This is a genomic window from Gemmatimonadota bacterium, assembly GCA_009692115.1.
GTDB lineage: Bacteria > Gemmatimonadota > Gemmatimonadetes > Gemmatimonadales > GWC2-71-9 > SHZU01.
The window spans coordinates 1-24584 of sequence record SHZU01000012.1; the positions used below are offsets into that span (position 1 = coordinate 1).

Genomic DNA, 24584 nt, shown 5'->3' on the forward strand with positions numbered 1-24584 from the left:
CCGATCACGGCCGATCGCTGCAGGTCGAGGCGGTGGCCCATGCGTGACCCGCGCGGCTGCCCGGTCGGCCGGTTGAACCCAACCGAGCCACCAGCACACCTAACGCCCGACGATCGCCGCGCCTGGAGCCCCCTCCCCCCCCCGCCTAGGTTCTTTCCGAAAACTCTCATGCGGGTCCGCGCAGAGCGCGTTCAAGAACTTGTGCTAGGGCGAGTGATCGACCGATGCCGTTGCCCGAGCTGGCCCCGATATGTGGAAAGTTGACATGAAAAACTTGAATGAGCCCGAAGGAACCGGATTGACCCCGGAACGCCTCTCGACCCGTCAGACCTCCGAGCGATTGACCGGCTTGGGTCTCCCGCGGTCGGTCCGGTCGGTCTCGAACGACACCAAGGCTCCTGGCTGCCCGATCACCGTCATCGGTGGCGTGACCCGGGTTCTCTGGCCCGCCTACCTGCCCTGGTGGGTCGCCCGCCAGGTCGAGCAGGCCGTGGCCGCCGTCGCCAGTCCCGATCTCGTGGACGAACAAACCAAGCTGGTGGCCTCGAAGCGGCGGCTATCCGAAGCCCGGGAGGCGCGAGAAGCGGGCTTGGTGGTCTCGATTGAGGAAACCGAGAAGGCGGTCGGCGACCTGCTCGGGGCCTTGCGGGCGCAACTTCTTGCCACGCCGACGCGGGAATCCCATCGAATCGTCGGGTTGCGAAGTCTTGCTGAAGCCACGGCGGCGCTCGATGCGATCATCTACGACTTGATGACTAGTCTCTCTCGGCGGGGCCCCGAACTCGCTGAAGACCCGGGCCGCCGATGACCACCCCACGCGATCACCTGCGGGCGCTCCTGGACGCCCAGCCGGCCGCCTCCGCCGTCACGGTGCCGACGCCCTGGCTCGAAGCCCTCTTAGCCGAAACGGTGGCCCCGGTGGCCCCGCTGGCCGCCCCGGACCTGCTCACGGTGGATCAAGCCGCGGCCCGGCTCGGGATTTGTCCCGGCACCCTGTACCGCCAGGCCAAGCGGTACCCGTTCACGCGGAAGATCTCTCACCGGGTCTTGCGGTTCGATGCGGCCGAACTGGCGGCCTGGCTCCGGACCCGGGGCAAGGTGGCGTAAGGGGACTGGACACCGAACCGCTACGGTGGTTCTATTTGAGGGGTCGGGAATATCCCCGACCGACGAATGGGGAGCGCACATTGACGACGCCGAAGAAAGACCCCGCCGCGGTATCACTCGGCCGCCGTGGTGGGCTGGCCCGGGCCGCCACGCTCACGGCGGCCCAACGGGTGGCGAGCGCCACGAAGGCAAGTGCCGCCGCCGCCAAGGTCCGAACCAAGAAAGCCCAAGAGGCCCGGAAAGGTGGCGCCCGATGACCACGACCACGACCCGCCGCCCTCGCGGCACCGGCTCGCTGTTCCGCCGAGGCGCGATCTGGTGGATGAAGTATTCCGTCAACGACCGCGCCGTCCGGGAAAGCGCCGGCACCACCAGCCGGCGCGTGGCGGAAAAGCGGCTCCAGCAACGGCTCGGCGAAGTGGGGACCGGCGCCCACATCGGCCAGGCGGCCGAGCGCCTCCGCTTCGAGGATCTGGTCGAGATGGTCACGGCCGACTATGCCCTGAAACAGAACCGATCAACCGCCCGGATGGAACGGGCCACGCGAGCGCTGGCCGGCCGCTTTGCGGGCGTCAAGGCGCTGGCGATCACCTATGACCGACTCGCGGCCTACGCCGCCGAACGCCTCGCGGATGAGTTGGCCCTCGCCACGATTCAATATGAGTTGGCGATTCTCCGCCGTGGATTCACGTTGGCGGTTCGCGCTCGTCGGCTCCCGGCTCGGCCCGCCTTCCCCACCATCACGGTCCAGAACGCCCGCCAAGGATTCTTCGAGCCGGCCCAGGTCGAGGCGCTGTTGGTCGAGCTGCCTGAGTATCTCCGCCCGGTCCTGCAGGCCGCCGTGCTCACCGGCTGGCGGAAGCAGGAGCTGCTCACCCTGACATGGGATCGAGTCGATTTCGAGGCCGGTACGATCCGCCTCGAAGCCGAGCACACGAAGAACCATGCGGCGCGGGTCTTTCCGGTCGATGCCCTGCCCGCCCTCGAGGCCGTGCTTCGGTCCCAACGGAATCTGACCGACATGGTGGAGGCCGCCACGGGCAAGCCGGTGGCCCTGGTCTTTCACCACTTCGGCCTGCCGATCAGGGACCACTACCACGCCTGGCGGGCCGCCTGTGAACGGGCCAAAGTACCGGGTCGGCTGCTCCACGACGCCCGCCGGACGGCGGTTCGGAACCTCGAACGGGCGGGCGTGTCGCGGTCGGTCGCCATGAAACTGACCGGCCACAAGACCGAAAACGTGTACCGTCGGTATGCCATTGTGAGCGAGCAAGATCTGCGGGAAGGCGTGGCGAAGTTGGCGAGTTTGGGCACAGTACGGGCACAGTAACCCAAAATCCCATGTGGACAAAACGCGTAACTCGAATGCTCGGGCCGGGACTCGAACCCGGATGGGGTTGCCCCCGAGGGATTTTAAGTCCCTTGTGTCTACCGGTTTCACCACCCGAGCGGTGACCGGAAGATAGCCAAATTCAGTCGATCTGAACGGGGGGGGGCCGCTGGGCCGGCCAGGCGGCCGGACGGCCAGGTGTCCCAGGTGAGGGGGCACCCGACACCGAAGGGGGGATTGGGATGGCCGGAGCGGCCGATCAGGTCATGGAGCATTTCATGGCGGGCCACCATCTCGTGCCCGATCCAGAAATCAGCGACATAGACGCGGGAGCCGGGTTCCCACCGGGCCACACACTCCCCGGTCGGGAACGGAAACGACCGGCCCGGCACCTGAAACCACCGGATCTTTGCGAAATCCCCGCGCCGGTCGGAGCATGCTTCCGTGGCGGCGAACCAGACCCGGTACTCCGGCGGCGGCTCGAACGGCACCGCGGTCGGCGGTTCGAAGCCGCAGGCGGTTCCACCTAACGCCATCAGCCCGGCAACCACGACCTGTTTCACGAACGTCCGCATTCCAAGGGCCCGCCCGGGCCCTTGGAATGGTGACCACCCGAACCCTCTGATGGGTCTCGGCAGAGAGGGGGTGGCAACTTGAATGGACGTACGTCACGGGAAGCTCACGGCAAACGATGTGCCGGGGTGGGGTCAGAGGACCGAGGCCGTGTCCTCGAAGACCGGGCGGGGCATGCCTTGGCCGCCTTGATCACGCAGAAGAAAAGCGTGGGCGATCCGGACACTGTAACGGCCCGCCCCGGCGAGGCGGACCGTGGCGGTGTATTCGTGGTGTTCGAGGTCGGGGAACCGCTGGTCGGCGGTTTCGATGGCGGTAATGTGAATGGTGACGACCGATCGCCGGCGCGCCGCCTCAGCCCGGAGCCGCCAACCCTTTCTGCCGGTCGACAGGTGGCCCCGAATGGTGATCGTGCCGATTCCGGTGGCCATCTCGAACATCGGGCCGGGCCACCAACCGCGAGGGCCGTGACTCGACTGAGACAGGTTGCTTTCAGGTCCGTCACCTGCCCCGCCCCCCCTACCATCCGTCGCCCTCGGCGGACAAGTTTCCCCGATGCGGATCCGAAGTCTTGTCGCCGGGCTTATTGGCGTCGCTGGAGCGGGCATGTCCGTCCCATCGCTGGCCGCCCAGATCACCCCGATTACCGTCCCCAAAAACAAGCTCCGGCTTGATTTCATGGGCCAGCTCCAAAGCTATGATTGGCGCTGGAACGACGGCTCCCGGACCGAGGCCGCCGCGGCCTTCAACCGGCTGATGGACGCCTCGTTCATTCCGAGGCTGGCGGAGGCCGAGCGGCGAGTCCGGGCGATTACCGGCCGGGCCGACCTTTCCCTCAACGTGGGCCGGTCAACCGCCTCGCAACTCGTGAATCTCGGAACCACCGGATTCGGCGGCGCCTACGGCCTCACCAAGACCATCACGATCCACGGCATGGTGCCGCTGATTGCCGTCAAGGTGGCCCCCCGGGTGTTGGTCGACTCTACGGGATCGAACGCCGGCTTCAACCCGGCCAGCGAGGCCTTCGGAAACGTCCTGGGCCGAAGCCAGACCTCGTCGTTTCTTTCGGTGCTCCGAGTGGCCATCAGCAGCCTGCGGACCCGGATTACCGCCGGCGCGTACGACACCGATCCGGCCCTCCGCCAAGCGGCGGACCAGGCCCTGATCCGGGGCCAACTCCTCGACAGCGAGTTGACCGCCCTGCTCCAGGACGGGTCGGCTGATTTTGCCCCGCGGGACAACTCCGAAGCGGGCCAGCTGATCCTGGCGGCGATCAACGCGTTCCGAAACACGCTCGGATCCCTCGGCGTCACGATGGGTACCGGGACCCCGGCCTTCGCCGCTCAGGGCCTCGACTACGACCGGTTCGACAACTATCTCACCAATCCAGACGGGACGATCGGGATGCGTCCCATCAACGACATCCCCGCCCTCTCGTTCCTCGGCGATATCGAGGTGGGCGTCGCGGTGGCGGTGATCGACCGGTTTCCGAGCACCACGTTCGGCTCCGGCCTTCGGGCGGTGGTCGATGCCACGGTCCGGCTCCGGACAGCCAAACTCGACAACCCCGACCGCCCGTTCGACGTCGGCACCGGCGACCGTCAGCCCGACGTCGAGCTCTCCCTGACCGCCGACTACGTGAAGGGCCGGCTCGGCGCCCGGTTTACCGGGGGCTACAATCTCCAACTGCCCGGGAACCAGAACCGGCGGATCACTCGCTACGACGCGCCGATTGCCCCGAAGACCACCCTGGCCGGGGTGCGGCGCGATCCCGGCGATGTGATCCGAGTGAGCGCCCACCCGTTTTTCCGGCTGGCGCCGTACCTGTCGTTCTTTGCTGGGGCCGACTATTGGACCAAGGGGCGAGACCGTTTCGGCTACGCGCTTGGTCAAACCGAGATTGTAGGGGTCGACGTTGATGTGCTCGGAGACGGCACCCGTTCCGATGCGCTGCTGCTGTCCGGGGGTCTCTCGTACTCCCACGCCGGTCTGAGCAAGTTGGGGGCGCTCGGTCTCCCCATGGACGCGAGCTTCCGCTACGAACGGATCGCCCGATCCACCAAGGGCATCATTCCCGATGTCCATTCGGTGCGGATTGATTTGCGGTTTTACACCCGGCTACTCGGCGGGGGCCGTTAGGCCTGGACAGCGTTTTTCGGTCCGAGGAGGGCCAGGGCATGACGGCGGGCCGAGTCGCTGTCGGCATCGCCTAGCATCCGGGCAATTTCTCCGACCCGGTCCTCGCCGTGGATCACCTCGACGGCGCTGGTGGCGATGCCCGCCTTGGCTCGCTTCGATACCACCAAATGACGATCGGCCCTGGCGGCAATCGTCGGCAAATGGGTGATGACGAGCACCTGATGGCGCTTGGCGGCATCGGCCAGGGCCTCGCCCACTTGGGCCCCGACCTCGCCGCCAACCCCTTGATCGATTTCGTCGAACACCAGCGTCGGGATCGCGTCCTGACGCGCCAACGCCGAGGTCAGGGCGAGCATCAGCCGGGACAGCTCGCCGCCCGAGGCTGCTTTATGCACCGGCCGAGCCTCGAGCCCGACATTGAGTTGGACGGAAAACACCACCGCCTCGGCGCCGTAGCTGCCGATCTGAGCCGCCGGCATGAGCATCACCTCAAACCGTCCACCGGGCAGCCCCAATTTCGGGAGTTGGCGGTTGACCGCTCGGGCCAGCCGGTCGCCGCCGATCCGGCGCCGTTCGGTCAGTCCCTTGGCCAGAGATTTGAGTTCCCGCTCCGCTGCTTCGCGACGGGCCGCCAGCGCCTTCAAATCGAAGGCCGCGGCATCGAGCAGATCGAGTTCGCCCGCGGATTCCACCCGGGTGACCAGCACCGCATCAATCGACGCGCCGTACTTCTGGCCCAACCGATCGAGGACGCCGCGGCGGGTCTCGAGCTCGCGGAGCCGGCTCGGGTCGTCCTCAATGGCGCGGGCGTAGTCCCGGGCCTGGCGGGCCAGTTCCTCCAGGGCGGCATAGGCCTGGTCGATCAACATCCGCCAATCGGCCACCCCGGGGTCGACTCGTTCCAGCCGCCCGAACGCCTGTTCGGCGGCGTGGAGCCCCTTGAGCGCGCCGTCGTCCTCCTCGAGCGCTCCCGCCACCCGCTCGCCTAACGACCGGAGCTCTTCGGCGTTGGCCAGCTTCCGAATATCCTGGTCAAGCCGCTCGTCTTCGCCAGCCTGGAGTTTGGCCGCGTCGATTTCCTGGACCACGTGCCGGAGGTAGTCGGCCTTCTTCCGGACCGCCTCCCGGCGGTCGATCAACTGCCGTTCCTCCTCCTGCAACCGGCCGAGCCCCGCGTGGCACTCCGCCACCTGCCGGGCTTCCGCGACGGCCCCCGCAAATCCGTCGAGCACCTCGCGCTGGGTTTCGGGTTGGAGCAGCGACACCGTCTGATGCTGGCCGTGCAGGTCGGCGAGGGCGCCGCCCAGTTGCTCCAAGGCCGCCACCGTAGTCGGGCTCCCATTGACCCAGGCGCGGGACCGGCCCTCCGCCGACACTTCCCGGCGCACCACGACCCGGTCGTCTTCCGGATCGAGACCGAGGGACTCGAGCACCGCTTTGACCCGGCGAGGAAGCCCCTCGAACACGCCTTCGATGATGGCTTTCTGGGCCCCGGGCCGAACCGCCCCGCTCTCCGCCCGGCCGCCGAGCAAGAGCGCCAAGGCATCGACCAGCATCGATTTGCCGGCGCCCGTCTCGCCAGTCAAGACGTTGAGACCGGCGCCGAGGTGGAGCGTGGCGTCGGCGACAGTGACGAGGTCACGAACCCGGAGTTCGGAGATCACTGAGTGTTGTCGCGCTCGGCCAAATCCCCCCACCGGAGGCTCTGGCGCATCCGGGCGAAGTAGCTGCGTTGGCCGAATCGCACCAGCTGGACCGTGTGCTCGCTCCGGCCGATCTCGATCGTGTCATCGGGGCCGAGTGTCATGGCCTGCTGGCCATCGACCGAAACCAGGAGATCCTCGGCCCATCCGCTGATCGGGGTGATTGTGATCACGGCGGTGGACGGAATGACCAGCGGGCGAACCGCCAGGGTGTGGGCGCAGATCGGCGTGATCACGACGGCCTCGACGTCGGGCGCGATGATCGGGCCACCGGCCGAGAGCGAGTAGGCCGTCGATCCGGTCGGGGTTGCGACGATGAGTCCGTCCGCGCTGTAGGGCCCGACATCCTGATCGTCGACCCGGACGCCCAGCTGGATCATCCGGGCCACGCCCGCCTTGTGGACCACTACGTCGTTGAGCGCCGGCGGCAGAGGGAACCGGGGATTGCCGGCCCCGACAATTTCGGCATCGAGCGCCATCCGGGGTTCGATGACGTAATCACCGGCGGCCAGCCGAGCCAGCGCCCCGTCGAGCTCGTTGCGGGTGCAGGCGGTCAGGAACCCGACCCGGCCCAGGTTGATCCCGAGCACCGGGACCGGCTTTCGGCCGAGCGAGCGGGCCCCCCGGAGCAGAGTCCCGTCGCCGCCTAACGTGACCAAGGCGTCGAGGTCGGCGACGCCGATCGGGGCCACCGACCCCTCCCACAGAGGCGCCAGCTCGGGCTCGGTAAAGAAGGTCAAGCCCAAACCGGGCGCGCGCGCGGCCATGCCGGCCAAGATCCCGGCCAATCCGCGATAGCGGGGATTCCCGACCACGCCGACGTTCATCGCGCTTCGACGCTGCCCTCGTGGTGGAGCGCGACCACCCGGGCCGCAATCCCGGTGGCCGACAGACCGAAACTCTCGAGCTGTGCGTTCCGCGGAGCCTGTTCCACCAGCCGGTCGGCAATACCCATGGCCACGACCCGGACCCCGGGGTGGGTGTCGGCCAACTCGCGACCGAGATACGCCCCGAACCCATTGACCACGGTACCCTCTTCCACGGTGACCAGCAATTTGGTGTCCTGCGCCAGCTGGTCGAGCAGGGCCCGATCATAGGGCTTGAGGAACCGGCAATTGACCACAGCCGCCTCGATCCCATCCTGGTGAAGCCGGTCGGCCGCCGCGAGCGCTGGGCCGACCATGGTACCCACCGCAAGGATCGCAGCGTCCTTCCCGGGCCGGAGGAGTTCCCACGTCCCGAACGGCACGGCGGGCGTTTCCGCTACCGGGCGGGGTGCGGCCGGCACCTTGTCGCGCGGATAGCGAGTGCAGAACGGGCCGCCGTGATGGGTGAGGCCGGTCTTCAGGAGCCCGACCAATTCATCGGCATCTTTGGGCGCGGTTACCACCATGCCGGGCACCGCCAACATGTAGGCAATGTCGTAGAGACCCATGTGGGTCTGGCCGTCCTCGCCCACCAGGCCCGCCCGGTCCATGCAGAACATCACGGGCAGGTGCTGGACCGCGACGTCGTGGATGATGTTGTCGTAGGCCCGTTGCAAGAAGGTGGAATAGATGGCGCACACCGACCGGACCCCTTGAGTGGCCAGCCCGCCCGCAAACGTCACCGCGTGCCCCTCGGCGATCCCGACATCGAAGAACCGTTCCGGCCATCGTTTCTGAAAGATGTTGGTCCCGGTCCCCGACGGCATGGCCGCGGTGATGACGACGAAATCGCGATGCTCCTCCGCCAGATCGGACAGGGCATCGCCGAATACCTGGGTCCAGGTCGGGGGGCCGCTGGCCTTCTTCCGGGCCTCGCCCGTGTCAGGGTCGTACGCCGCCAGCCCGTGCCACTTTTCCTTGTTGTCCTCGGCGTAGGAGAACCCCTTCCCTTTTTCGGTCAGAACATGGAGCACCCGGGGTCCCTTGAGCGTCCGGACGAACCGGAGGGTATCGCAGAGCTTGCCGAGGTCGTGGCCGTCGATCGGGCCGAAGTAGCGGAAGCCGAGTTCCTCGAAAAACATCCCCTCGGAAAAGAGGTTCTTGGCGCTCTCTTCGACATTCTTGGCGAACTCGACGACCTCGTCACCGAACACCTTGCCGGCCTTGAGCGTCCAGTGCTTGATGATCTCCCGGATCCGGTTGGTGAACGGCGTCGCGACGATCCCGCCGAGCGTCTTGCTGATGGCGCCCACGTTCGGGGAAATCGACATCCCGTTATCGTTGACGATCAGGAGGATGTCCCGGTCGGAGTGTCCCGCATTGTTCATGCCCTCGTACGACAGGCCGCAGGTGAGCGCCCCGTCGCCCACGACCGCCACGACCTTGTAGTCGAGGCCGAGGAGATCCCGGGCAGTGGCCATGCCGAAGGCGGCGGACATGGCGGTACCGGCGTGACCCGCGCCGAACTGGTCGTGCGCGCTCTCGCTAGTCTTCAGAAACCCGGACACCCCTCCCCGCTGGCGGAGCGAGTCGAAACCTTCGTTCCGGCCGGTCAGGAGCTTCCACGCATAGGCCTGGTGCCCCACGTCCCAGACGATCTTGTCGGTCGGCGAATCAAACTCGTAGAGCAACGCGATCGCGAGTTCGACGCACCCGAGACTGGCCCCGATGTGGCCGCCGGTTTCCGAACACGACTGGATCAGCCGGTCCCGAAGATCTTGGGCAAGCACGGGCAACTGATCGCGCCCGATCCGTTTGAGATCGGCCGGACCGCGAATGGCTGGCAGTAATGACATGTTGAGCCCTCAGGACTGACGATTCACAATATAATGTGCCAGACTCACCAGCGAGGGCGACGCCACCCCGCCGCGCTCCAACCATTCCACCGCTCGGTGCGCCAGACGCTCCGCCTCGGCCCGGGCCCCGTCGACGCCGAGGAAGCTCACGTAGGTCGACTTCTGGAGCGAGACGTCCCGGCCCACGGTCTTCCCGAGTTGGGCCGTGGTGGCGGTGGCGTCGAGGACATCGTCGGCCACTTGAAAAGCCAGGCCGATTTCGCGGCCATACCCGGCCAGCGCCTCAATGGTCTGTCCGCCCGCTCCAGCCGCCAGCCCCCCGACCACACAGGCGGCCTCGATCAGGGCCCCCGTTTTCCGGGCGTGGATGGTCGTCAGGTCGTCGGCCACCAGCGAGCGCCCCTCCGCCGCCAAGTCGAGCCACTGCCCCCCGACCATGCCTTGAATGCCGCTCGCCTCGAGCAGCGTCCGGGCAATGGCCTGATGGGTGGCATCCGACACCCCGAGCTCCCGATTGGATTCGCAGAGCACCTCAATGGCCACCGGCACCAGCAGATACCCGACTCGGGTGGCGGTCGGGGCATCGAACGCCACGTGGGTGGTCGGCCGCCCCCGCCGTCGAGCGTCATCGTCCATGCAGGGCAGATCGTCATGGACCAGCGAATACGTATGGATGATCTCGACCGCCGTGGCGAGGCGGGTAATGGCGTCGTGGCGACCGCCCGCCGCCCGGTAGCAGGCCAGCACCAGAGCCGGCCGGACTCGCTTGCCCGCCGTGCCGAGCGCGTAGGCCAAGGCCTCACCCAACGGGCCGGGGCTTTCGGACCGGAGCCGCTCCGCCACCGCCAGCAGGTGCTCGTCGGCCACGTCCCGCGCTTCGGCGAGCAGCTCGGCCGCGGGCGCCAGATCAGGCATCAAACGACGTCAGCTTGAGCACTCCATCGGCGTCTTCCAGGACCCGCTCGACCCGCGCCTCAGCCTCGGACAGCCGGTCCTTGGCGGTCTTGAGGTACCGGACCCCCTCCTCGAACAACGCCAGGGCCCGGTCGAGGTCAATCTCATCGCCCTCGAGCGCCTGGACGATCTCTTCGAGCCGTTTGAGATCGGTCGCCAGCGGATCTTCACTCATTCTGACCTTGCCTTGATAGTGCCGTCCGATACCCGCAGTGAAAACCCCGTCCCCGCCGGTAGCTGATCGCGGGTGAGCACCACTCGGCCATCGTCAAGTTGGGCCACCGAGTATCCCCGGCCCAAAACCGCGAGCGGACTGAGCGCGTCGAGCGATGCCGCCAGCCGTTCCCACCGGCGCCGGGGAACCTCGACCCGGCGCCGGATGGCATGTCGAGCCCGGAGCGACACCCGGGCCAGCCGCTCGGACAGCACCCGGCTCCGGCGCCGAAGTCCGCTGCCTAACCGGCTGCCCAGTGACGCGACCTGCCGGCCGATGGCGCTCCGGTCCGGGAGCGCCATCGCCGCCGCCGCCGAGGGGGTCGGGGCCCGGAGGTCGGCCACCAGATCCGTCAACGTCACATCGGTCTCGTGCCCGACGGCCGAAATGGTCGGCACCCGGACCGCCGCGACCGCCCGGCACACCGGCTCCGCATTGAACGCCGAGAGATCATCCCGCCCGCCGCCCCCGCGCCCGACAATACAGAGATCGATGCCATCGAGCCGGTTCACGATGGCCAGGGCCCGGACGAGTTCGTCCACGGCGTCGTCACCCTGGACCTTGGCCGGCACCAGCACGATCCGAACCGATGGCCACCGCCGCCGCGCCACGGTCACGATGTCGTGCACGACCACGCCGTCGGCGCTTGTGACCACCGCCATGGCCCTCGGAAACGCGGGCAGGCTCCGCTTGCGGGCCGGGTCGAAGAGTCCGTCCTCGGCCAGCCGCTCCCGGGTCCGCTCAAGGGCGAGTTGTTGGAGACCGACACCGGCAGTGGGGAGCAAGGCCACCGCATTGATCCGGAGTTCGCCGCGGGCGGCCCAGACGGTCGGGGTGCCAAGGACGTACACCTCCACCCCGTCAACCGGCACGAGGCGTTGGCGCTCCGCGTACGAGCGCCACATGACGCAGCGGAGTTGAGACTCCGCATCCTTGAGAGTGAAGTACCAGTGACCGGCCTCGTAGGCCTTCATCCCGATCACTTCGCCCTTGATCCACACCTGCCCCACCGCCGACTCGGCGGCCACCCGGAGGGCCGCCCCGAGTTCGGACACCGTGTACGCCGGCCGGTTCGTCGGTTGGGCCGGTTCTTTGCCGAAGAGATCGGGCGACTGGCGGGACTGCCGTTTCACCGGCTCTGTTTCGCCGCTTGAACCGTATTGCGCAGCAACATCGCGATGGTCATCTTGCCCACTCCGCCCGGCACCGGCGTGATCCAACTCGCCACCTGGGCCACCGGCTCGAACGCCACGTCGCCGACGATCCGATAGCCCTTGGGACGAGTGGCATCGGGAACCCGGTTGATCCCAACATCGACGACGACGGCGCCCGGCTTGACCATGTCGGCGGTGACGAATTCCGGCTTGCCGATGGCCACCACCAAGATGTCCGCCTGACGAGTAATGGCTGGGAGGTCCCGGGAGCGGGAGTGACAGATAGTGACGGTGGCGTTCCCGCCCGGCGTGTCTTGCACGAGGAGATTGGCAATCGGCTTGCCGACGATGTTGGAGCGGCCGACGATCACGGCATGGGCGCCCTTGGTCTCGATCCCCGCCCGGATCAACATCTGCTGGCACCCGTAGGGGGTGGCCGGTCGAAAGGCCGACGGATCGCCGACCGAGACCCGCCCAACGTTCATGGGGTGGAACCCGTCGACATCCTTGTTCGGATCGATGCGAAGCAGGACCCGCTCGGTCCTGATGTGTTTCGGCAACGGCAGCTGAACCAGGAACCCATGGATCCTCGGATCGGCGTTCAGTCGGTCGACGATCGCCAGCAACTCAGCCTCGGTGGCGGTGTCGGGCAGCCGAATCGTTTCCGAGTGCATCCCCGCTTCGAGACAGGCTTTTCCTTTGCTGGCGGCATAGACCAGGCTCGCCGGATCGTCGCCGACGATCACCACGGCCAACCCGGGCTGCACGCCGCCGGCCACCAGCCCGGCGACATCCTTCGCAATGTCGGCCCGGATGGTGTTGGCGATGGCAGTCCCGTCGAGAAGCCGGGCGGTCACTTGGCGACCCCGGTGGCGCGGGTCTCCCGGATGACCGTGACCCGAATTTGTCCGGGATACTGCAACTCGCCCTCGATCCGCTTAGCGATGGCCTCGGCCAACTCTTGGGCTTTGGTGTCGTTAATTTTTTCGGGTACGACGATGACCCGCACTTCCCGGCCGGCTTGAATCGCGTTGACCTTCTCGACCCCCTCGAAGCTGGTGGCGATCTCCTCGAGCTTGGTGAGCCGCTTGACGTAAGTCTCGAACGCCTCGCGCCTCGCGCCGGGCCGTGACCCGCTGATGGCGTCGGCGGCCTGCACCAGGACCGACTCCGGGGTCTCGTGGGCCACGTCATCGTGGTGGGCCGCGATGCAATTGATGACCAGCGGATTCTCGCGATACTTGGTGGCCATCTCGACGCCGAGCTGAACGTGAGTGCCTTCGCTCTCGTGGGTCAGCACCTTGCCGACGTCGTGCAGCAGCCCGCCCCGCTTGGCGAGCATGACATCGAGATGGAGTTCCGCCGCCATCATCCCGGCAATCCACGAGACCTCCTTCGAGTGCTCGTAGATATTCTGGCCATAGCTGGTCCGATAGCGCATCCGGCCGATCAGCTTGATCATCTCAGGATGAAGCCCGTGAATGCCGGTTTCGAACGCCGCCTGCTCGCCGAGCTCGACGAGCTGATCCTCCAGATCTTTCTGGATTTTTTTGACGATTTCTTCGATCCGGCCGGGGTGAATCCGGCCGTCGGTGATCAACGCGTCGAGCGCCCGCCGGCCCACCTCGCGGCGAATCGGGTCGAAGCAGGACACAATCACGGTGTCAGGGGTGTCATCGATGATCAAATCGACCCCGGTCGCGAGTTCGAAGGCGCGGATGTTCCGTCCTTCGCGCCCGATGATCCGGCCCTTCATCTCGTCACTCGGCAACGCAACGGCCGCCACGGTCGTCTCCGCCGTGTGCTCGGCGGCCACCCGCTGGATCGACATCGCGATGATCCGCTTGGCGTCCTTTTCGGCGTTCTTCTTGGCTTGGTCTTTGATGTCCCGGGCCAGGGCCGCGGCCTGGGCTCGCGCTTCGTCCTCGACCCGCTGGATGAATTCTCGCCGGGCCTGTTCGACCGTGAGGCCGGCCACCCGCTCCAAACGCTGCCGCTGCTCGTGCACCAGCGCGTCGATTTCCTTGGTCCGCGCCTCGAGGGTGAGCTCCTTCTGGGCCAGGGCGCCCTGCTGCTCCGAGACCGCCTTGGACTGGCGGTCGAGCTCCTCGTTGCGCTTGGTAACTCCGCGCTCCCGCTCTTCGAGTCGGCGCTCGGTCCGGTCGATTTCTTCGCGTCGCCGGCCGAGGTCGCGGTCAAACTCTTCGCGGAGCTTGAGCGCCTCCATCTTGCCTTCGACCAACGCGGCGGAACGGGCCTTGTCGGCCTCGTCCCGGGCTTTGGTGACGAATTGGGATGCGTCGCGCTCGGCCGTCGCGACCAGGCCGGCCGCGTCACGTTTCTTGGAGCGGAGGACGACGGTGTAGCCAACCAGGGCCAGCACTATTCCAGCAACTACTCCTCCACCCGCGAGGAGCCATTCGAGGATCGACATCAGTGTATCTCCGCACGCGGCGAGGGCGCCACGAATCGGTTAAGGCCCAGAGGCAACCTAGTCTTGGGCTCGGGGACCCCGTACTGCCGGGGGAAGTAACCGCGCCAGCTGATCCGCCACCGCGTCAATACGGTGGGTGGTTGCCGCATCGTGCGGGCGGGCTTGAAACAGTTCATCCGTAACCGCAAGCGCCGCGAGAATCGTGGCGCGATGACCATCGATGGTCGGGGCCGCCGTCCGAATCCGCTGGACCGCCGAGTCGAGATACGCCGCGACGCCGCGGGTATACTCGGCGGGGTGATCGGAACTCACCGTCAGCTTCTGGCCGGCAATGACCACTTCGACCGGCTTCGGCCCGCTCACCGGATGTCTCCCGTGACCTGATCGCCGACGAACCGGAGCCGGGTCTTCAACTGCTCGAGCTGCTCGCGGGCTGCCCCAATCCGGTCCCGGAGCCGGTGGTTTTCCGACTCGACTTCGCTGATTCGGCCCCGGAGCAGCACCAGATCGCCGCGGGTGACTTCCGGGACCCGGTTCCGGGCCTCCTCGACCAACGACTCGGCCTTGAGACAGCGCCGACGCCACCCGGCCAACTCGGTCTCGAGTAGGCCGGCAACGCGCTCGAGTTCCACGAGTGCCTGTTCAGGATGTTCGGAGTGTGACGCCAAGCTTTTTCTCCAAGCCTCCCCGAATCCGGGTGACCGCGCTGTCGACTTCAGTGTCCTTCAAGGTCCGATCGCGGCGGCGGAACACCAATCGGAACCCCACGCTGCGGGCACCCGCGGCCACCCCGGTCCCTCGGTATTCGTCAATGACCGCAACCGACTCGAGCAACCCGGCCCCGATCTTACGGATCTCGGCACCGACCGCCTCCGCGGTGACCGACCACGGCACCACGAGACCCAGGTCGCGAACGGCAGCCGGAACGGACGGTGGCGGAACAAAAGCCAGCACCGATGGCGGCGCCGCATCGAGGTCGATTTCGATGCCGAACAGCGGGGCCGCCCACGGCGGCGCGTCCGCCGTCAACTCCAGGGCCCGGCCCACCACCGCCCCGCCGGCCCGGGCAACCAATTCCCCGCCTTCAACTTGTACCAGGGCCCCGGGATTCGCCAGGGAGACGGCCCGCTCGAACAGGCCCTTCAGATCCCACCAATCGAGGTCCGGGCCTTGGCCCGATTCCGACCAGTGAGCAGGGCCCCGGGAGCCGGTGATGACCGCCGCGATCCGGGTGGTTTCGACCGGGCGGCTCGGGGCGGCCTGGAAGGCCGTCCCGATCTCGAACAGCCGGACGTCCCGAACCTGGGCCGCCCAGTTGGCTTCGACCTGTCGGATCAACCCCGGGAGCAGCCGCTCCCTGAGGAACCCGTGATCGGCCGACAGCGGATTGAGCACCGCCACCGCCTGCTCGCTGGTGGCGGGACCAATCGGCAGCAACACCACCTCGTAGAGCCCCTCGGCGGCCAGCCCCTTTCGGGCCATTGCCGCGGCCCGGTCGATCGGGGCATCGAGCTGGGCTCCGGGCCGGTACGGCCGGATCTGATCCGGCAGCCGGTCGTAGCCGTAGATCCGGGCCACTTCCTCGACCAGGTCGATTTCCGTCGTCAGGTCCCGCCGCCAGCCGGGAACATCCACCGCCAGGCGGCCGTCGTCCGGTTTGGCCAAGACCGTGGCGCCGATGGCGACCATGGCCTGCTCGATCGTGGCGAGGGGCAGATCGAGCCCGACGATTTGGGCCACTCGTTTTTGGCGGAGAAACACCCGGGGCGGGTTGGACGGATCAGGCCAGACGTCAATGGCGTCCGCCACCCGGCCGCCCGCGGTCGCGACCACCAAGTCGAGGGCCCGCCGGAGCGCGTCGGGCAGTCCCCACAAATCGGTGCCCCGCTCATAGCGCTGACTCGCTTCGGTAACGACGCCTAACGCCTGCCGGGTGAGCCGGGTGGCTGCCGGGTCCCACCAAGCCACCTCGAGCACCACGGTGGTCGTGGTGTCGCTCACCTCGCTGTCCCGGCCGCCCATGATGCCCGCCACCCCCACCGCGCCGGCGCCGTCGGCTACCACCGTCATCTCGGCGGCAAGGGCCCGGTCGGTTCCGTCGAGCGTGGTCAGGGGTTCGCCGGCGCGGGCCAGACGGGCGCCGAGTCTCCCGCCGCGGAGTTTGGCGCCGTCGTACGCGTGCAAGGGCTGCCCCAACTCGAGGAGGACATAGTTGGTGACGTCGACGACGTTGCTGATCGAGCGCTGCCCGACCGACTCCAGCCGGCGCCGGAGCCACTCGGGCGAGGGCCCCACCGTCACCCCTTCGATGACCGCCGCGGTAAACCTCCCGCACGACGATCCCGGCTCGACCGCGATCGTCAGTCCGCCAGCCAGCGTGCCTGAGGCCCCGTCGGCTCGGCGGACCGAGTGCCCTTCGGCCGGATTGGTCCCGGGAATCGACGGCAACCGGAACGCCACCTTGAGCGACGCGGCCAACTCCCGAGCCACACCCTTGTGACCAAGCAAATCGCCCCGCATCGGCGAGACATCGAGCACCAGTCGGTCATCGCCGAGCCCGAGGACGTCGAGAATCGGGGTACCCGGCTCGGCCTCCGTGGTGAGGGTCAAAAGCCCGTCGTGGTCGCTCCCGAGCGCCAATTCGTCGGCCGAGCAGAGCATCCCCTCGGACAACTCACCCCGGAGTTTCCGTTTTTCGAGGGTAATCCCGTTCGGTAGAGTGACCCCGACCGCCGCAAACGGGTACTTGGCCAGCAGCGCCACGTTCGACGCGCCGGTGACCACCTGCCGGCGTTGACCGCCCCCGATGTCGACCTGACAAACGCTCAGCCGATCGGCGTTCGGATGGCGGGCCAACTCCACGACCTGCCCCACCACCACCGGCGCCAGATGGGCATTGACCGGCTCGACCGCATCGGCCGGCAGCCCGAGCATGGCCAACCGGGGCACCAGGTCCTTGATCTCGAGTGGGCGGCCGAGGAACGCCTCCAGCCAACGGCGAGATACGTTCATGTCTTCACTCCTCCGAACTGGCGGAGCAACCGCATGTCCCCGCTATAGAGATACCGAATGTCGGGCAGGCCGTACCGGTTCATGGCCACCCGGCCCGGTCCCATTCCAAACGCCCACCCGGAATACCGCTCGGCGTCGACGCCCGCGTTGGTCAGCACGTTGGGGTGGACCATGCCGCATCCGAGGATTTCCATCCAGCCGGTCTGCTTGCAGGCGGGGCAGCCGCTCCCGTGGCACAACTGGCACTCAACGTCGAGTTCGCCCGATGGCTCCGTGAACGGGAAATAGGACGGCCGGAAGCGAACTTTGGTGGCCGGCGTGAAGAACCGATGGATGAACTGGGTCAGCGTTGCCTTCAAGTCCACGAGTCCGATGCCCTCGTCGACGGCCAGCCCCTCGATTTGGGCAAAGGCCGGCGCGTGGGACGGATCGAAGGGGTCGTTCCGATAGACCATGCCGGGAATAACCACTCGGTATGGAGGCGGTCCGGATTGCATGGTTCGGATCTGCACCGGCGAGGTGTGGGTCCGGAGCAGCAACTTGCCGCCGTCTGCCGCCTCGGTGCCGTCGGACAAGTACAACGTGTCGTGGGCATCGAGCGCCGGGTGGTTCTTCGGAAAATTGAGCGCGAAGAAGTTCATCCACTCGTCCTCGATTTCGGGGCCAACGGCCACCGCAAACCCGAGCGATCGGAAGATGTCGCAAATTTCGGCCACCACCTTGGTGACCGGGTGCTCGGCACCGGCCCACCGGTGCCGGCCGGGCATGGTGAGGTCGAGCCCCGATCCGGCGGCGGTCTCGGCGCCGGCCCGCGCGGTGGCCTGGGCGTCAAACGCGGCCTCGAAGGCCTGCTTGACCTGATTGACGGCGGCCCCGAAGGCCTTCCGCTGGTCGGGAGGCAGGTCGGGAAGTCGCTTCAGCAGCGCCGTCAGCAGCCCTTGTTTCCGGCCCAGCACGGCAATCCGCTCGGCCTCGAGCGCCTCACCAGTCAGGGATAGAATCGCGGCCAGGCGGGGCAACAATCCGTCGAGTTCGTGATAGCCAGTCGGTTCCATGTCACTCCTCAAAACGATCCTCCCCTGCGATCACCAAAGGGGGCGCCCGCGGGGGAGGTCAGATCGAACAGATCAGGTCGCGCGCGCCGATTCAGGCCCCTTTGGCCAACTCCGCCAAGCGTGCAAACGCGTCCATGTCGGTCACGGCCATCTCAGCCAGCATCTTCCGATCGATCTCGACGCCGGCCTTCTTGAGGCCCGAGATGAACCGGTTGTACGAGAGGTCGTGAATCCGGGCGGCCGCGTTGATCCGGGTAATCCAGAGGGTCCGGAAGTCGCCCTTCTTTTTCCGCCGGTCGCGGTACGCATACCGCATGGCCCGTTCGACGGTTTCCTTGGCGGCCTTGTAGAGCTTGCTCCGGCCGCCGTAGGCACCCTTGGCGGCTTCCATGACCTTCTTCTTGCGCGCATGGTGCGCCACATTGCTTTTTACGCGAGGCATCGTGTGTCTCCGGCGTTAGGCCAACAGCAAGCGTTCGACACGCTTGAAGTCGGCAGAGCTGACCAGCGCCGGCTTCCCGAGCGCATTCTTCCGCTTCCGCGTCTTCTTGGTGAGAATGTGGCGGCGGTTGGCTTTCCCCCGCTTGATCTTGCCACTTCCCGTGAAACTGAACCGCTTCATCGCGGCCCGTTTGGTTTTCTGCTTCGGCATCGGCTGTCTCCCTAGTTACTTCGGTCCAAAGACCATCGTCATCGTCCGACCCTCGACCCGGGCATCGAACTCAATTTTTCCAACATCCACCAACTGCTCCGCCACTCGGTCCAGCACGGCCTTGCCAAGATCGAGCCGGGCCATTTGCCGGCCGCGAAACATCATCGTGACCTTGACCTTATTGCCTTCTTTCAAGAACTCGCGCATGTGCCGGACCTTGAAGTCGAAGTCATGATCGTCGATCCCGGGCCGGAACTTGATTTCCTTGACCTCGATCACGTGCTGCTTCTTCTTCGCCGCTCGGGCCGCCTTGGCTTCCTCGAATTTGTACTTGCCGTAGTCCATGATCTTGACCACGGGCGGCCGGGCCATCGGGGCGACTTCGACCAAGTCGAGCCCCTTCTCTTCCGCCATGGCCAACGCATCTTCGACTGCCAAAACTCCCAACTGCTCGCCCGCATCGGAAATGACTCGAACCGGACTGATCCGGATCATCCGATTGATCCGAACCCTGCGCTCGCGCTCGTTGGTGCTCAGTTGGTGTTCCTCCTGGTAAAAAACGAAAACACCCCAGGCGGCTGGGGTGTCCACAACGCTCCCGGCACGGCGGCCGCGAGCGAATTGGTGGACCCACTTGCCGCGCATGTCCTGCTCTGCATCGGGCTCAGGGTGGGAAGCCTTCGTCGGGCCTCCGCTTTCAACGCCCACAATGGTAACGAGTTACAGCCCGGTCGTCAACCGGGCGCGTCCCTAGCGTGGTGACCGGCCGCGGCCGGCCCTGGCATTGGTGTCGGCAATATGACCGGCCATCCGGTCGGCCATCTCCTCGAGCTGCCGGTTTCGTTTGACGCTGGTTCGGCGGAACAGGTTCCGGGCCCCTAGGAACGAGCCCCCACCACAGTGACCACGCTAGCTAAGCCAATCAGTGGCGCGTGAAACGCCCCCATGCTCAGCCCAAACGCCATGAAGCCGCCCCCCGCCCAGCCCGCCCATCAGCCCCCCGAAGATCCCCCCGGCGGTCGGCGTCAACGACTCGTCGATCAAGATCCGGGTCCGGCCTCCGGCGGGGGAAATCGAAACGCTGACCACCCGGCTGGGCTGGTGCTGCGTTCCCACGGTCCGCCAAGCGAGCGGCCGGACGGTGAGCCAACTCCCGGGCGGGGCGGCCCGCTCGACGTGCTGCGGCGGGATGCCGACGTCGGCGGCAAGCTGCTGGATCCCGCCGAGCGACAAGTTACCCGACTGGGTCGGCAACGCATCGAGTTCGGCCGCCCGGGCCACGATCCCGGCCACCTGGCCAACCAACATCTCGTAGATCACGCCGGTCAGGCTGAACACGTCGGACCGTTCGTTCAGCTCGGCAAACCCGGCGGCTTGTTCCGGACTCATGTACCCGACCGTCCCGACCGGAAACCCAGTCCGAGTGATCGACCGGTCGGAGGCCGCCGTGACCGCCTTGGCAATCCCGAAATCTGCGACGATCGCGTGACCGTCGGACAGCAGGATGTTCTCCGGCTTGATGTCCCGGTGGATGACCCCCTGCCGGTGGGCATGCTCCAGTGCATCACCCACCTGCCGGGACAACGCCACCACTTCCTCCGGCGGCATTGGGCCCCGGTCCATCCGGCCCCGAAGCGACTCGCCCTCGATGAACGGCATGACGTAATAGAGGAATCCGGTGGCCTCGCCGGAATCGATCAGCCCGAGGATGTGGGGTGCTGGAGCTGGGCCGCGATCCCGATTTCCCGGAGAAACCGCTCAGCGCCCAGACTCGCAGCCAGGTCGGGACGGAGCACCTTGACCGCCACCCGACGGCCGTGCTTCTCATCGCGAGCCAGGAACACGGTGGCCATCCCGCCCTACCCGATCGGACGCTCCAGGGTGTAGCGGCCGGCCAGCGCTTCAGATAACGCCGCGGGAACCATCGGCGTCTCCATCAGACCCCTCGAACGCGGGACGGGTAACCAGGCACCACTTCGGTCGCTCTCAGAACGCGTCCTCCGGAGCACTGGGGCGGCGTTTGCTCTTCCGCTGCTTTTTGCGCTTCGTTTGCATGGCGTCGAGGTCGGCCAGGGTTCGGGCGCCGGTGCCCCGGGCCAGGTCGAGCAGCCGCTGGAGCACCAGGGCGGTCGCGAGCGCGTCCCCGCCGGCCCGGTGCCGGGCGGGGTTCGGAACGCCGAAGTACTCCTGCACCACATCGAGCCCGTAGGATGGCAATCCCACAATCAGACTCCGGGCCAGGCGCACGGTACAAAGCCGCGGCCCCTCCAACCCGACCGACTTGGCCCGCTTCAGTTCCGACCCGACGAAGTGCCAGTCGAACCGGACGTTATGCGCCACGAACACTCGGCCGGCCAAAACCGACACCAGTTGATCGGCCACGACATCGAAGGTCGGGGCATTTCGAACCATCGCATCGGTGATCTTGGTAATCGAGACCACCATCGGGGGGATCGGCCGCTCCGGGTTGATCAGGCTGTCGAACACGATCTCGCAGCGACTCCCCTGAACCACCGCCACCGCGACTTCGGTGACCCGATCGCTGCCGCCCGCTCGGCTGCCGGTGGTTTCGACATCGACCACGGCGAATCCGGTCTCCTCGATCAACGGCGAACCCGACGCTCCCACCACGAGCCCCCACCGGCCATCCGGCAGCCGCCGAACCCGCGGATCGGCGCCGAGGAGCGCCACCGCCAGCCGTTCGGCCACCGCCACCGGAGCCCGGGCCATCCCGAACACGTCACGGGTCAGCACCGCGGCCGACTCCGGCCCCCGGAGCAAAAGTTCGATCGCCCGATCGGCCAACGCGCCGGCCGGTACCGCCGAAAGGCCGGTCACCAGATGTCGGCCCGCCGGATCGGCAGCGTCATGCAGCGAGGTCCGCCACCACCCCGGACCAGTTCACCACCGGGGATGGTCACGACCACTCGCCCGCGCGATTCGTCCCAATCGTCGAAAGCCAGAAAATCCTGACTCGGCACCACCGCAAAGCCGGCCTTCTCGAGTTCCCGCAGGGTCACTTCGTTCCGCTGGTAGCTGATCGCCACGCCGGGACGCACTGAGAAGAAATTGCAGCCGCTCGCCCACTGCTCCCGCTCTTGCGACAACCGGTGATGGCCCCCGGTCATGACCGGCGCGAGCGGCATCCCGACCTGCTTCAACGCCGTGAACAGATCGCTCCGCTCCCGGACCGTCTTGGCGCCCTTGCGCCGGTGCAGAATCGTGAGCCGTTCCGGACCGAGGAAGGCCGGCGGATAAACCGCACAGAGGTCCCGGTCCAGCTGAGTGAATAACATGTCGAGGTGGATGGCCGTCGGCTCTCTGGGCATGATCACGACGACGACATCGGTGACCCGGGTCTTGGCGAACGCCTCATCGCAGAGCAGATCGAGCGCGGCCGTTGACGACCGTTCCGAGTACCCGACCACCAGCAGGTCGGGCCGGAGCACGTGCACGTCGCCTCCTTCGAGGGTGTAGTTGCTCCGGCGCTCCTCGGAGCCGTCGTACAGGATGCCCGCGTTGGCCAGGTCCGGATGGAACCGGAACAGGGTCTTGATCAGGAGCTCTTCGGTCCAGCGAATCCCGAAGCGCATCGAGCCGACCACCGCGTGGTCGCCGATGACCATCCCGATATCGCGCGGAAAGAACAGATTGGGCAGCGGTGGCAGCACGAACCCGACCTCGTTGACCGTTCGGGAAATGGCCCCGCCCGGCTCTTCGACCCCTTCGATCAACATCCGGACCAGCGCCTTCGGGGCGAGCGCGGTCAGCTGTTGGGCCAGCGGCTCAGACGCCACCACATCCATGGTCCGGGTCACCAGAAACTCGCGCGCCTCGGAACCGGCCAAGGTCTCTGCCAACAAGTCGGCGACCTCGTGGACCTTGGCAAATTTCTTGAGCACCGCCACCAAACGCCGGTGCTCGCGGACCGAAACTTCGAGCCCGATCAAATCATCGTAGAGGTAGTCTTCGCGGGTTCTCGGGGTAACGGCTTCGAGTTCTTTGCCCGGGGTATGAACCAACACGGTCTCGAGGGGACCGATCTCGGAGGTGACATGAACCGACGGCATCTGAGGAAGGTAACCGGGGACCTCTATTTGCTTGCCAGAGCGTAGCTCAGCGCCTCCAATTCCAACACGAGATTGACGGCCTTCACGGCGACGGCATCAGGAACCTGGAGCGGCACCGGCGCAAAATTGAGAATGGCTGCCACGCCGCACTGGACCAACCGATCGGCGATCGGCTGAGCCGCATCACCCGGGGTGACGATGACGGCGATATCGGGTTTGAGCTCGGCGGCCTGCCGCTCCAAGTCCGCGACGTCCGACACCATGAGTCCGTTCCATGGCTGCCCGACCTTGGCCGGGTCGTTATCGAAGATCGCCACAATATCGAAGCCCCGTTGGTTGAAGCCCCGATACTGGGCCAAGGCACTGCCGATCTTCCCGGCCCCGACCACGACCACCCGGTACCGCCGGCCGAGACCGAGGATTTCGCGGAGCCGCCGAATCAACTGGGGCACCGAATAACCCAGCCCTCGCTTGCCGAACGACCCGAAGAACGACAAGTCTTTTCGGACCTGGGCGGACGTCGTCCCGCCTCGTGCCGCCAACGCTCCGGAGCTCACCGTCGTGGCGCCGTGGAGTTGGAAGTCCTCCAGAAACAGGAGGTAGAGGGAGAGACGTCGGACGGTGTTGTCGGCGATAGTTCGCATGGCATGTGAAAGTTTTCACAAAGTTAACGGATCGGCCATCCCTTCGTCAACGACAACCCGGAACAGCCTGACGAACTCCTCGACCCCAACCGTTTCCGGCCGCTGATCGGTCCGGAGCCCGGCCCGCTCGACCAACCCGCGGGCGGGCCCATCCTCGAGGTCGAGCACGGTGCGAAGGGCCCGCACCAACTGTTTCCGGCGGCCCCCGAACAGTCCGACCACTAGGCGCCGGAACCGGGCGTCGCGAACCAGCGCCGGGCTCCGGGGCACGATCCGGACGAGCGCGCTGTCGATCTTGGGAGGCGGCCAAAAAGCGCCGGCCGGTACCGTAAAGAGCCGTTCCACCGTGGCCGCGACCGCGACCCCCACGGTCAGGGCCCCATACTCAGAGGTTCCCGGCTCGGCGGCGAGTCGGACCGCCACCTCTTTTTGAACCAGATAGACGATGGCAACCGGAGGCCAGGCCTGATCGAGCGCCTTCTCGATCAGGGGGCTCGTGATGTTGTAGGGAATGTTCCCAATAACATACCAGGGCCCCCCGGGGGGTACGCCGAGCGCCGTGAGCCAGTTGACGTCGAGCGCGTCGGCTTCGATGACGGTCGACTCGGGAAATTCCCGCGCGAGTCCGGCCACCAAGTCCCGGTCCCGCTCGATCATCGTGAGGCGAACCCCGCGGCTCACCAGGGCGCGAGACAGGGCCCCCCGCCCCGGCCCGATCTCGAGCACGGCCGCGCCGGCCCCGGCCGGCAGCGCCCCGGCGATCCGGGCCAGAATCCGCGGATCGGACAGAAAGTGTTGGCCCAGCGCTTTTTTGGGCACGG

General features: G+C 66.8%; 25 protein-coding genes and 1 tRNA gene. 4 read left to right on the top strand and 22 right to left on the bottom strand.

Going from position 1 to position 24584, the window contains the following annotated elements:
• The first annotated feature begins 265 nt into the window (after positions 1-265).
• From EXR94_13035 to EXR94_13045, 3 genes are read left to right on the top strand one after another with little or no spacing between them, the layout of a single operon-like run.
• A complete protein-coding gene (locus EXR94_13035; protein MSR03641.1) occupies positions 266-808 on the top strand; it encodes a hypothetical protein in 543 nt (180 codons plus the stop codon).
• Positions 805-1107 (top strand): DNA-binding protein, encoded by a 303-nt coding sequence (locus tag EXR94_13040; GenBank protein ID MSR03642.1) that lies wholly within the window; start codon positions 805-807, stop codon positions 1105-1107. The genes EXR94_13035 and EXR94_13040 overlap by 4 nt, the downstream gene beginning before the upstream one ends.
• Positions 1058-2437, top strand: a complete 1380-nt coding sequence (locus EXR94_13045; GenBank protein ID MSR03643.1) for a site-specific integrase — start codon at positions 1058-1060, stop codon at positions 2435-2437. Before EXR94_13040 ends, EXR94_13045 begins: the two co-directional genes overlap by 50 nt.
• Before the next feature lie 36 nt (positions 2438-2473).
• On the opposite strand, the gene EXR94_13050 is transcribed toward EXR94_13045, so the two are convergent.
• From EXR94_13050 to EXR94_13060, 3 genes are all read right to left on the bottom strand, one after another.
• Positions 2474-2557, bottom strand: a tRNA-Leu gene (locus EXR94_13050).
• The gene (locus EXR94_13055) at positions 2545-3012 is read right to left on the bottom strand and encodes a hypothetical protein (GenBank protein MSR03644.1); all 468 of its coding nucleotides are present in this window, start codon (positions 3010-3012) and stop codon (positions 2545-2547) included. Before EXR94_13055 ends, EXR94_13050 begins: the two co-directional genes overlap by 13 nt.
• Positions 3013-3144: 132 nt before the next feature.
• On the bottom strand, positions 3145-3441 hold the full coding sequence (locus EXR94_13060; protein MSR03645.1) for a hypothetical protein: 297 nt from the start codon (positions 3439-3441) through the stop codon (positions 3145-3147).
• Positions 3442-3616: 175 nt separating this feature from the next.
• On the opposite strand from EXR94_13060, the gene EXR94_13065 reads away from it, so the two are divergent.
• Positions 3617-5149 carry a hypothetical protein gene (locus EXR94_13065; protein ID MSR03646.1) on the top strand — a complete coding sequence of 511 codons (1533 nt, stop codon included), beginning with the start codon at positions 3617-3619 and terminating at the stop codon, positions 5147-5149.
• Here EXR94_13065 and recN read toward each other — a convergent pair.
• The 19 genes from recN to rsmA form a co-directional block, all read right to left on the bottom strand.
• Positions 5146-6891 carry a DNA repair protein RecN gene (gene recN / locus EXR94_13070; GenBank protein ID MSR03647.1) on the bottom strand — a complete coding sequence of 582 codons (1746 nt, stop codon included), beginning with the start codon at positions 6889-6891 and terminating at the stop codon, positions 5146-5148. The genes EXR94_13065 and recN overlap by 4 nt on opposite strands.
• Complete coding sequence (locus EXR94_13075) at positions 6810-7679, bottom strand: NAD(+)/NADH kinase (GenBank protein MSR03648.1); 870 nt, start codon at positions 7677-7679, stop codon at positions 6810-6812. The genes recN and EXR94_13075 overlap by 82 nt, the downstream gene beginning before the upstream one ends.
• Entirely contained in the window at positions 7676-9574 is a 1899-nt protein-coding gene (gene dxs, locus EXR94_13080; GenBank protein MSR03649.1) for a 1-deoxy-D-xylulose-5-phosphate synthase, read from the bottom strand. Before dxs ends, EXR94_13075 begins: the two co-directional genes overlap by 4 nt.
• Positions 9575-9583: 9 nt before the next feature.
• Positions 9584-10489: a polyprenyl synthetase family protein gene (locus tag EXR94_13085; GenBank protein ID MSR03650.1), complete on the bottom strand. Its 906-nt coding sequence runs from the start codon at positions 10487-10489 to the stop codon at positions 9584-9586.
• Positions 10482-10703: an exodeoxyribonuclease VII small subunit gene (gene xseB / locus EXR94_13090; protein ID MSR03651.1), complete on the bottom strand. Its 222-nt coding sequence runs from the start codon at positions 10701-10703 to the stop codon at positions 10482-10484. Before xseB ends, EXR94_13085 begins: the two co-directional genes overlap by 8 nt.
• Entirely contained in the window at positions 10700-11962 is a 1263-nt protein-coding gene (gene xseA / locus EXR94_13095) for an exodeoxyribonuclease VII large subunit (GenBank protein ID MSR03652.1), read from the bottom strand. Before xseA ends, xseB begins: the two co-directional genes overlap by 4 nt.
• Positions 11872-12753, bottom strand: coding sequence for a bifunctional 5,10-methylene-tetrahydrofolate dehydrogenase/5,10-methylene-tetrahydrofolate cyclohydrolase (locus tag EXR94_13100; protein ID MSR03653.1), 882 nt, complete (start codon positions 12751-12753; stop codon positions 11872-11874). Before EXR94_13100 ends, xseA begins: the two co-directional genes overlap by 91 nt.
• The gene (rny, locus tag EXR94_13105) at positions 12750-14330 is read right to left on the bottom strand and encodes a ribonuclease Y (protein MSR03654.1); all 1581 of its coding nucleotides are present in this window, start codon (positions 14328-14330) and stop codon (positions 12750-12752) included. The genes EXR94_13100 and rny overlap by 4 nt, the downstream gene beginning before the upstream one ends.
• Positions 14331-14387: 57 nt before the next feature.
• Complete coding sequence (locus EXR94_13110; protein ID MSR03655.1) at positions 14388-14915, bottom strand: cell division protein ZapA; 528 nt, start codon at positions 14913-14915, stop codon at positions 14388-14390.
• Positions 14916-14972: 57 nt separating this feature from the next.
• Positions 14973-17342: a phenylalanine--tRNA ligase subunit beta gene (locus tag EXR94_13115; GenBank protein ID MSR03656.1), complete on the bottom strand. Its 2370-nt coding sequence runs from the start codon at positions 17340-17342 to the stop codon at positions 14973-14975.
• The gene (locus EXR94_13120; protein ID MSR03657.1) at positions 17339-18397 is read right to left on the bottom strand and encodes a phenylalanine--tRNA ligase subunit alpha; all 1059 of its coding nucleotides are present in this window, start codon (positions 18395-18397) and stop codon (positions 17339-17341) included. Before EXR94_13120 ends, EXR94_13115 begins: the two co-directional genes overlap by 4 nt.
• A 91-nt stretch (positions 18398-18488) precedes the next feature.
• Entirely contained in the window at positions 18489-18839 is a 351-nt protein-coding gene (locus EXR94_13125; GenBank protein ID MSR03658.1) for a 50S ribosomal protein L20, read from the bottom strand.
• Positions 18840-18854: 15 nt separating this feature from the next.
• Entirely contained in the window at positions 18855-19049 is a 195-nt protein-coding gene (locus EXR94_13130; GenBank protein MSR03659.1) for a 50S ribosomal protein L35, read from the bottom strand.
• Positions 19050-19064: 15 nt separating this feature from the next.
• A complete protein-coding gene (locus tag EXR94_13135) occupies positions 19065-19694 on the bottom strand; it encodes a translation initiation factor IF-3 (protein ID MSR03660.1) in 630 nt (209 codons plus the stop codon).
• A 264-nt stretch (positions 19695-19958) separates the two neighbouring features.
• Positions 19959-20759, bottom strand: a complete 801-nt coding sequence (locus EXR94_13140; GenBank protein ID MSR03661.1) for a serine/threonine protein kinase — start codon at positions 20757-20759, stop codon at positions 19959-19961.
• Between the two features lie 276 nt (positions 20760-21035).
• A complete protein-coding gene (locus tag EXR94_13145) occupies positions 21036-21887 on the bottom strand; it encodes a 3'-5' exonuclease (GenBank protein ID MSR03662.1) in 852 nt (283 codons plus the stop codon).
• Positions 21884-23119, bottom strand: coding sequence for a hypothetical protein (locus EXR94_13150; GenBank protein MSR03663.1), 1236 nt, complete (start codon positions 23117-23119; stop codon positions 21884-21886). The genes EXR94_13145 and EXR94_13150 overlap by 4 nt, the downstream gene beginning before the upstream one ends.
• Positions 23120-23142: 23 nt before the next feature.
• Complete coding sequence (locus tag EXR94_13155; protein ID MSR03664.1) at positions 23143-23763, bottom strand: redox-sensing transcriptional repressor Rex; 621 nt, start codon at positions 23761-23763, stop codon at positions 23143-23145.
• Between the two features lie 15 nt (positions 23764-23778).
• Positions 23779-24582 (bottom strand): ribosomal RNA small subunit methyltransferase A, encoded by an 804-nt coding sequence (gene rsmA, locus EXR94_13160; protein MSR03665.1) that lies wholly within the window; start codon positions 24580-24582, stop codon positions 23779-23781.
• Positions 24583-24584 lie beyond the last annotated feature (2 nt).

Coding starts and splice junctions, on each gene's coding strand:
- EXR94_13125 (MSR03658.1), bottom strand. CDS start 18,839: ATGCCTCGCGTAAAAAGCAATGTGGCGCACCATGCGCGCAAGAAGAAG.
- EXR94_13120 (MSR03657.1), bottom strand. CDS start 18,397: ATGGAACCGACTGGCTATCACGAACTCGACGGATTGTTGCCCCGCCTG.
- EXR94_13035 (MSR03641.1), top strand. CDS start 266: ATGAAAAACTTGAATGAGCCCGAAGGAACCGGATTGACCCCGGAACGC.
- EXR94_13085 (MSR03650.1), bottom strand. CDS start 10,489: ATGCCTGATCTGGCGCCCGCGGCCGAGCTGCTCGCCGAAGCGCGGGAC.
- EXR94_13135 (MSR03660.1), bottom strand. CDS start 19,694: ATGCGCGGCAAGTGGGTCCACCAATTCGCTCGCGGCCGCCGTGCCGGG.
- EXR94_13040 (MSR03642.1), top strand. CDS start 805: ATGACCACCCCACGCGATCACCTGCGGGCGCTCCTGGACGCCCAGCCG.
- dxs (MSR03649.1), bottom strand. CDS start 9,574: ATGTCATTACTGCCAGCCATTCGCGGTCCGGCCGATCTCAAACGGATC.
- EXR94_13150 (MSR03663.1), bottom strand. CDS start 23,119: ATGCCGTCGGTTCATGTCACCTCCGAGATCGGTCCCCTCGAGACCGTG.
- rny (MSR03654.1), bottom strand. CDS start 14,330: ATGTCGATCCTCGAATGGCTCCTCGCGGGTGGAGGAGTAGTTGCTGGA.
- EXR94_13055 (MSR03644.1), bottom strand. CDS start 3,012: ATGCGGACGTTCGTGAAACAGGTCGTGGTTGCCGGGCTGATGGCGTTA.
- EXR94_13130 (MSR03659.1), bottom strand. CDS start 19,049: ATGCCGAAGCAGAAAACCAAACGGGCCGCGATGAAGCGGTTCAGTTTC.
- EXR94_13155 (MSR03664.1), bottom strand. CDS start 23,763: ATGCGAACTATCGCCGACAACACCGTCCGACGTCTCTCCCTCTACCTC.
- xseB (MSR03651.1), bottom strand. CDS start 10,703: ATGAGTGAAGATCCGCTGGCGACCGATCTCAAACGGCTCGAAGAGATC.
- EXR94_13115 (MSR03656.1), bottom strand. CDS start 17,342: ATGAACGTATCTCGCCGTTGGCTGGAGGCGTTCCTCGGCCGCCCACTC.
- EXR94_13075 (MSR03648.1), bottom strand. CDS start 7,679: ATGAACGTCGGCGTGGTCGGGAATCCCCGCTATCGCGGATTGGCCGGG.
- EXR94_13065 (MSR03646.1), top strand. CDS start 3,617: ATGTCCGTCCCATCGCTGGCCGCCCAGATCACCCCGATTACCGTCCCC.
- EXR94_13045 (MSR03643.1), top strand. CDS start 1,058: ATGCGGCCGAACTGGCGGCCTGGCTCCGGACCCGGGGCAAGGTGGCGT.
- EXR94_13060 (MSR03645.1), bottom strand. CDS start 3,441: ATGGCCACCGGAATCGGCACGATCACCATTCGGGGCCACCTGTCGACC.